Here is an 8,946-nt window from a genome sequence, read left to right on the forward strand (position 1 = left end):
CAAGGTTTTTGAAATAATTTCGTAAAAATTGTGTTTCAAAATGACTTCAAAAATGACTTGATAGGTTATTTTTTAATTTTTAATGTATTAAATTTTTTTATGCAACTGTTCATGGTATAATAGACTTGTTGAAAACATTTACAAGGAGACTATGAACTTGATACCATTAGCAACAAGCAACAAGCAACAAGCAACAAGCAACAAGCAACAAGCAACAAGCAACAAGCAACAAGCAACAAGCAACAAGCAACAAGCAACAAGCAACAAGGTAGTTTTTGCCTTTTTTCAGCATGTAAAAAAGCACCTTCTGTATGTAAAGGAGGTGTTTTCTAATGCGTGAAAACTTTATTGAACGCCCTCATAAGAATGAGAAGGAGGGAGCAATTGCATATGTTCAGGAATTGCTAAAACAGGCTCGTGAGGATAGACGAAGTGAAGATGTTGATAAATTAGAAAATCTTGTTCGTCTACTTAATACTAAGAAGTATGGTCTTGTTTGGGAAGAACATGCTGAGTGGGTTGAAGAGGAAATGAAGGCCAAAATCCCTGTCTTTGTTGAAGATGAAACCAAAAAGATTGTGGGAAATCCAGATTCTGAAGACTATAATTTCCTACTAGAGGGCGATAATCTTCATAGTCTACATCTTTTGAAGAAAACTCATACAGGCAAGATTGATGTCATATATATTGACCCTCCATACAACACAGGAAATAAGGATTTTAAGTATAATGATGATTATGTAAATCAGGACGATAGTTATAGGCATTCTAAGTGGCTAAGTTTTATGAATAAAAGATTGAAAATTGCTAGGGAGCTTCTGAACGAAAAGGGTGTTATTTTTATTTCTATTGATGATAATGAGTTTAATCAATTAAAATTATTGTGTGATGAGATATTTGGCGTAGATAACAAATTAGTTACTTTGCATACACAGGTTAGATATGCTGATAAAACTTTAAACGAAAAAAATGATTGGCAACCTATTTTAGAGTATATATTAGTATATTCCAAAGACAAGACAAAATTTAAAGCGAATAAACCAGAAGAAGACTATTCTATTGATAAGTTTGTTTTTGAGTTTAAAGAATTGACAGAAGGAACTACATTTGAAATTAAAGGTAGGAAAGTTACAGTTTTTAAAAAAGGAGAATGGAAAAGTATAAAGCACAAACAACCAGCAGAGAATCTATTAAAAGAAACGTGGGTCTCAGGTAGTATATATTCTGGGACTGGAAACGGTACAATGGTACAAAACGTTATTGAACCAAGAATTAGCATAGATGGAGTAGGTAGTCTATATAAAATTGATGGACTTGGTGAAGATGGATTAGGGTATAGATATTTTGTGGGCCCTAGCAAAGTTGGAGCTTCTAGAAGTAAGATGTATTCTGGAATTCCTTTGGTGAAGAATAGGGAACTGGCAAATGGTAGTGCAAAGAAATATAAATCTATTCCTAATTATTTTGATTTTAGTGCTGACTTTGGAAATATTAGACACGAGGGGAAAGTGGCATTCAATAGTGGCAAGAAGCCGGTCAAAATGTTAAAACAAATTATTAATTACCATAAAGGGAAAAATATTAAAGTTCTAGATTTTTTTGCTGGTTCAGGTTCGGTAGGACACGCGGTGGAACAGCTCAATAAAGAGGATGGTGGGAATCGGAAATATATCCTCTGCACCAATAATGAAAATAATATTTGTGAAGAAATTACGTATAAACGTTTGAACAATATACAAGAAGAACTTCCTCATAATTTAAAATATTTTAAGACAGATTTTGTTGTTAAAGAAGAATTCCCTGATGTCACCCTTGAATATGAATTACTAAACTATGTTACACCTCTTGTTGAGTTGGAGTTTGGAGTAGATATTACAAATCCTAAAGTAGAGGTCATCTTGTCAGAGGAACAGTTAGATGAGATGGATGAGACAGATTTCATAGAAAATTCTACACTTTTTATTCATCCTGAAATTTTCTTTGACGCTGAACAAGAACGAATCCTTCGTGACAAGAATATCACGAAACAAGAAATTCCAAACTATTACTTCGGAAAGGACATGTGGTCATGATTGAATTAAAAAATTTCCAACAAAATCTAGTTGATAAACTCTTGAGATTTACAGCTCCTGAATATGGTGTTGATGAAATGGTTATCAAGTCACCAACAGGTTCAGGGAAAACAATTACACTTCTTGAATGGATGGATACTTATATCGCGAGTACACATGATAACGTTGCTTTTGTGTGGTTTACTCCTGGTGCGGGAGAACTTGAAGAACAAAGTCAGGATAAGGCGAAAAGCTTTTCGTCGGTCAAGGAGCAATCACTTGCGGATGCTCTTCTTCAAGGATTTGACAAAGATACCGCAACTTTTATTAACTATGAATCGGTTGTAGGTAAAAATAAAAATGCTATGTTGACGGATAGTGAGAGAGAAAATCTTGAAGACAAGATTGAGAAAGCTTTTGAATTGGGTCGTCATTTTATTCTGGTTATTGACGAAGCGCATAGAAATGATACTAAGAAGGCAAGAGATATCATTACACGTTTTAAAGCTTCTAAAACCGTTAGGGTTTCAGCAACTATTGAAGACCCTAAGGTTCCTGAGAAGATAGAGTTCTATGAAGTTACTGAAGAGGAAGTTATCGAATCAGGTTTGATTACAAAATCAGTAGTTGTCAATGAAGGGATTGAGAAGTTTATAGATGCTAATCCTGACATCAGTAGAGAATTTGAATTGCTGTTTGAAAGCGCTGAGCTAAAACGAAAAGAGATAGTACAAGAGTACACTGAAAATAACATTGCAGGTATAAATCCATTAGTGCTGGTTCAACTACCTGACAAATCTGATTCTGAACCCGAATTAGTTAGTCGTATTGAGGATTATATTCAAAATAAGTTACATAAGACATACGAAGATGGTAAACTAGGTATTTGGTTGGCAGAACAGAAACGAAATTATCTCAATGTTCAAGAACTTGATAATGAGGTTGAATATCTCATTATCAAACAGGCAATCGCTACTGGATGGGACGCCCCTCGTGCTAAAATCTTGATAAAGATACGTGAAAAAATGGGGGATACCTTTACTATTCAGACGATTGGTCGTATTCGTAGAATGCCTGAACCCTTAAAAGGTCACTATGATGTAGATGTATTGGATAATTCTTACATTTATACCTTTGATAATGACTTTCTAAATGGGGCATTTGGGCAAAAAGGGGTAGGAATTCCGACACCTCCTTTAGAACGGAAGGATATTGCCAAAGATTTTCAATTAGTCAGTGAGAGAGCTCTTGATTTACATGCAGGACAGGATGAAAAGGCCGTACGTGAAAATCTTTATCAGGGATTGGTTAGAGAATGGAATTTGACCAATGATGTTGATTTGAACAAGCAAAAATTAGGGAATCAAGGAATTCAATTTGGTAGTTCTATTGTGAATACTTATAAACAAGGGAGATTTGATACGCTTAAGCATTCAGATGGTTTGCAAGATAGAGAAAGAAGAGTTGAGGCAGATTATAATGCAAATCGACTGGATTTACTCCATGCTTATCATGAACTTGACCGTGTCACTCATTTGCAAGTAAGACAGGTTGAAGCTTTATTAAAACGCTTTTTTATGGATTATAAAAGTCCAAGCTCAAATAAACATAGGCTCTTAAAATTGAAACCGAACGAGTGGACAGCTTTTATTTTGAATAATTGGCGAGAACTTCGTGAAGTGTTTAGAAAAGTAGACATTTACCCAATAGTCAGTATGGGACTTGTAGAAATTCAAGAAAATGATTTTTATATACCGATGAACGACCGCTATTTATACAATCCTAATCTGGAAAAAAATATTGTAGAAACAAATGTGTATGATGGTTACGAGAGTAGGATTATTAAAGGTAGCGAAGCAGAGCGCTTATTTGAGGACTATATCGAACAACATAAGGATGTAGTTGAGTTTGTTTATAAGAATGGTGATAAAGGGACTGAATACTTCTCATTGGTTTATAATACAGCAGGCTCTTCTCATCATTTCTATCCTGATTACATTGTAAAAATGAAGAATGGTGATGTCTATATCATTGAAACCAAGGGTGGGGAGAATGCCAAGGGTAAAGATAAAAATATTGATAAGTATGCACCGTTGAAATATGAATCATTAAAAACGTACCTTGATAAATATGGTTTAAAAGGAGCCTTTATTCGTGATATCGCTGGAACTCTTCGATATTTAAACGAGGGTGAATGGAAAGATAATATGTCAGAATGGCATCCAATTGATGAATTGTTTGGATTTTAGGAGGAAATTTGATTTCTTTTACTAGTTATATTAAAAACACTTTCTACAATGATATTTATAAAGCAAGTGAAGAATACTTCTTAGAGCATCTTGAAGATTTAGGGGTCATCGACAATGATGATGACGAAGTTGAAGTCACAGATATTGAAGTGATGTATGTTTATGCTGGAAAGCGTGAAGATGATGAAATTGACATAGATATTCTAACCAATGTCTATGCAACTGTTTTCGGGTATAACTATAATCGTGATTCATCTTATGAAAAAAATCGTTGGCTTCGTATATCATGTATTGGGAAGCCTGATACAGGAATCAAAAATTTTAGAATCAAGAAGGTTGATTCTTACGAAAAAGGAACTTATAGCATTTTTGAGAAACCTCTTTCGGATAAGCTTATTCCTTTTATTTGGAAAGACGATTTGGATAAATTTGCTGAAGCGATATTGAAGAAATATGAACCAGATGCTTTACTGACCCCAACTAGAATTGAACCTGAAACTATAGCCCAACAAATGGGGCTACAAATAAAATATGAAAGCATTACCAAAGATGCTTCAATTTTTGGTCAAGTTTATTTTCAAGATGTACCCGAAAAAGGAATTTCTGCAGGGACAATAGTCATTGAGGCAAAACTTCTTCAACTACGAAATATTGGAGTTGTAAGAAATACAATCCTTCATGAATGTGTTCATTGGGAACTACATCGATATGCTCTGGAATTGGCTCGAGCAAAGAAAGAAAAGTTATCAGTTCTATCTACTACTAGTAATGTCGGAGAACAGAATTTGTCAGATATTCTCGGGTGGATGGAATGGCATGCTGAATCTATTGCTCCCAAAATACTGATGCCTAAGGGGATGTTCATCCAAGAAGCAAGAGTGAGACATAAAAGACTCATTGAACTTAGTGAAACGAAAGATGAACTTGATATTGTTGAAAAATGGATTGATGAACTAGTGTTGTTCTTTGGCGTATCACGTCTTTCTGCTAAAGTTAGATTGGCAGAATGTGGATTTGATGTAGTGAAGGGGGCATTCATTTATATTGATGATAAATATGTTCCAACTCACAAATGGAAAGATGGTTATTTAGAAAATACTCAGACTTTCTCAATAAACTTAATTCAACTTGGTTTGCAATTGTTAGCACAACCAAACTTAAAGAGTCTTGTTGAAACTGGAGCATTGATTTATGTAGAATCCCATCTTTGCATAAATGATAATAAGTTTGTTTCATATGACCTTGCAGGCAATCCTTTTTTAACAGATTATGCAAGACATCATATGGAAGAATGTTGTGTAGTATTTGATATTGTTTCAAGAACTCAATCAGGAAGTTCCACCTCTTTAACTTTATTACTTAACAGAGATGCAGATTCTGATATTCAATTCACTATTAGCTATCCTGAAGATAAGAATGAGTGGCTTGAGAAAGTCGATGCCCACGTAGCTGATACAATGGAAATCATGTTAAAACTACAAGGGTTAAATAGTTTTGGTTCTGCTTTGACTGAGGTGATGAAATGGCGTGATGTTAGGAATCAGGAATTGGCTGATACGAGTTATCTAGGTTTGAAGGCAATCTCTAATTTAAGAAATGGGAAAACAGAACCTAAACTTGAAAGTGTTATTGCAATTTGTGTTGCGATGAAATTACCCCCCGTTGTTAGTAAGAAGTTAGTTGAACTATCGGGCAAAGTGCTTCGTTTAGGAAATGAACAAGAATTTCTTTATGAACTATTTATTTGTTCAACAGGGAATTGGGATGTTGGAAAATGTAATGCATTTTTAGTGGGCAAGGGATTCAAGGAACTTGTACATGATAGATATGAATAATCACTTGTAGTAATGAATGAAATGTTGGGAAGGAGTTAAGTCATATGATAGACAGAAGTAATTATTTTCAAACTCTTATTAAGGATGTGATGGATAATTCCGAGTCGGAATATTGGGAGGATGCTGTTACAGAGTGGGAAATTGTAGATGTTGAAGAAGATGAGCGTTTGGAGGAGTCATGTATATGTGGTAAAGAGCATCTTCGTTACCTTTTTACAATTAAAAACCAACTGAATGGGAATGAGCTATACCCTATTGGTAGTTCCTGCATTAAGAAGTTTGAGCGTGATGATTTGAAACATCTAGTAGATGTTAGAGAGCAATTGTTTAAGTTATTGCATGCTGTAGAGGATAATCAGTATCTTCAGTTATCATCTGAATTTTTTAGTCGTAAACTATTACGATATTTGTTGGATATCGGAGCGTTTGAGCCAAATCAATGGAATAATTATAATCCTGAAAATGATTATAGATTCATGCTTGATATGTTTAATAAAAGAACAAGAACTGATAAACAGAATAAGAAGGCCACAGCAATTATTCTTGGTTCAATTAAACCATTCCTTCAAATAGAATTAGCAGGTAAAATAAAAAAATAAATCCAAAAGACAGGTCATTTTTCGTCTTTTGGATTTCTAGGACAAATAAGGTAAACTTTTGATATTCTGGTTCGATTTTATCTTATTTTGAATGAAAATTTACCTTATTTTGATGAAGTTGATTGAAATTAGCTGAAATTTCATCTTTTAAAAACTCGATAAAACGTTGATTTTAAAGCATTTTAAAATTATATGAAATAAGTGATGCCCCATAGAGGAAATAACTAAAGATTGTGATGCTGGAAATATTTATATAACAGCATTTCAAGATTTTAAAACTTATAAAAAGTTTGCGAATAGTATTGCTTGGAAAACAAAGGTTTGGTTATCTGAATTGCCATAGTATGTGATACATTTAAATGGTGACCGCTTTATGGGACCGAGAGACTGAAAATAATTGAGGGTTAAGTTGTATAGTTATTTTGTTTCAAATTATGATAGAAATTTTTTATTAAAAATCGATGAGAATGAATTTCAAGATTTTAAGGAATACAATATCTCTTTAAAAAAATATACTAATATTTTTGATTGTTATCGAAATTATAAGAAGTCAGAAGAATTGATAAAAGAATACATTGAGAATATCGATGATTATGATACTAATAAATTAAATGATATATATCGAGATTGCAAGTATCTATTTATGCAAAATATTATGTTTGGAAGGATATTTATTGACAATATTAAATCGTATTGTAAGCAGGAAAACCGCTTTGATTTGAAGAAAGAAGTTTTAAATTTTGAAAAATTAGATGAAATAAAAATGTTAAAATTATTGAGGGATTATGGTCAACATTACTCCTTACCCTTTAGTAATTTGAAAAGAAGCTATAGTGTGTTGCAAGAAAAAACAACAGCTATAGAACCCCTTATTTCAGTTTCGGAATTAAGAAAAAATGAGACTAGCAATAAGCAGAATAAAATATACCTCAATAGCCTAAATGAGGGAGAAATTTCAATAGTGGATTATTTTGAAAAATGGTCTGAATCAATAGATAGACTATTGCTGAAAGTGAAAGCTGATTTTTTACTTCTAACTGATTTAAATATTAAACAGTTTATTTTATCTAAGATACTCTGTTTTATCGATATGGGGGATTATATACCAGTCGGATTAGCTAAAGCGGAGGGGGTTAAAAATTTGATAGGAATGTATCAACAAATAGAATTTATTTCATTTGATGAATTGGTACTAGTGCATCTTTTCAAATCAGAATAATAAAAACGCAGGATTGGAAGTCCTGCGTTTTGGATTCCACAAATACTAGAAAAGATTATACTATTTCTAGTATTTTTAGGAATAATAACATTATAGAAAGAAGCTTCATCATTTCATTTTTGTGAAAATTAAATAAGGTAAACTTTTGATATTCTGGTTCGATTTTAGCTTGTTTTGATTGAAAGTTTACCTTATTTTGATGAAATTGATTAAAATTAGTTGAAATTTTATCTTTTTGAAATTCGTGAAAAAGTTGATTTTAAAGCATTTTGAAATTGGATAAAATAAGTGATGCCCCAACCAGGTCTTAAGAAAGCACGTAAGGCTTCACAATTCAGTAAACGTTAATATACCGCTATATATCAACGTTTCAAAGCACTCAAGAGTTTACCTCATGGGTGCTTTTTTGCTAAAAATCGGAAATATAAATCCTCTGTAGTACATAATAAACTTTTATGATAGGAAAAATTGAACATAAGAAGATATGACTACCGTCAAAGGGTGAAAATAACTTTTGGGGTTAATACCACTGCAGTAAAAAATACAGAAAAGTAATTGACAATTTTGTTTAAATTTAGTATACTAATTGGGCTATCGTAAGAAAGCTGATTTCAGGTTTGTAAAAAAGATAAAAAGTTCTTGACAAAGCGAGCTTGAGATGTTAGACTAATAAAGCTGTTGTCCGAGAGGATGAAGTGATAAATTTGAAACAGGGCTAAAAAACTTTGGAAAAAGTAGTTGACAAGTTGTTTCAGATTTGATAGACTATAGAAGTTGTCTGTTAAGAGACAAAGACCTTTGAAAACTGAACAAGACGAACCAAACGTGCGGGTTGAGACATCGACCTGTTAAGAAAATAAATCTGTCAGTGACAGGAATGAGTAAGATTAAATGAGAGTTTGATCCTGGCTCAGGACGAACGCTGGCGGCGTGCCTAATACATGCAAGTGGAACGCATGATTGATACCGGAGCTTGCTCCACCATTAATCATG

The 8,946-nt window shown here is 33.2% G+C and carries 7 protein-coding genes and 1 rRNA gene; all 8 read left to right on the forward strand.

Features of this window, described 5'->3' with window-relative positions; all coding sequences use genetic code 11:
* Positions 1-151: 151 nt before the first annotated feature.
* On the forward strand, positions 152-340 hold the full coding sequence (locus tag A3GS_RS11735) for a hypothetical protein (protein WP_018364571.1): 189 nt from the start codon (positions 152-154) through the stop codon (positions 338-340).
* Positions 333-2,072, forward strand: a complete 1,740-nt coding sequence (locus A3GS_RS0108665; protein WP_018365021.1) for a site-specific DNA-methyltransferase — start codon at positions 333-335, stop codon at positions 2,070-2,072. The genes A3GS_RS11735 and A3GS_RS0108665 overlap by 8 nt, the downstream gene beginning before the upstream one ends.
* Positions 2,069-4,300, forward strand: coding sequence for a DEAD/DEAH box helicase family protein (locus A3GS_RS0108670; protein WP_018365022.1), 2,232 nt, complete (start codon positions 2,069-2,071; stop codon positions 4,298-4,300). Before A3GS_RS0108665 ends, A3GS_RS0108670 begins: the two co-directional genes overlap by 4 nt.
* 8 nt (positions 4,301-4,308) lie before the next feature.
* Positions 4,309-6,135 carry an ImmA/IrrE family metallo-endopeptidase gene (locus A3GS_RS0108675; RefSeq protein WP_018365023.1) on the forward strand — a complete coding sequence of 609 codons (1,827 nt, stop codon included), beginning with the start codon at positions 4,309-4,311 and terminating at the stop codon, positions 6,133-6,135.
* A 44-nt stretch (positions 6,136-6,179) separates the two neighbouring features.
* A complete protein-coding gene (locus A3GS_RS0108680) occupies positions 6,180-6,734 on the forward strand; it encodes a hypothetical protein (protein WP_018365024.1) in 555 nt (184 codons plus the stop codon).
* 220 nt (positions 6,735-6,954) lie between these two features.
* Positions 6,955-7,077, forward strand: coding sequence for a BsuBI/PstI family type II restriction endonuclease (locus tag A3GS_RS12445; RefSeq protein WP_276107269.1), 123 nt, complete (start codon positions 6,955-6,957; stop codon positions 7,075-7,077).
* 66 nt (positions 7,078-7,143) lie between these two features.
* A complete protein-coding gene (locus A3GS_RS0108685) occupies positions 7,144-7,953 on the forward strand; it encodes a hypothetical protein (protein ID WP_018365025.1) in 810 nt (269 codons plus the stop codon).
* A gap of 887 nt (positions 7,954-8,840) precedes the next feature.
* A 16S ribosomal RNA gene (locus tag A3GS_RS0108690) occupies positions 8,841-8,946 on the forward strand; the annotation flags it as partial.

Origin of the sequence: Streptococcus caballi DSM 19004 (assembly GCF_000379985.1) — a bacterium.
Lineage (GTDB): Bacteria > Bacillota > Bacilli > Lactobacillales > Streptococcaceae > Streptococcus > Streptococcus caballi.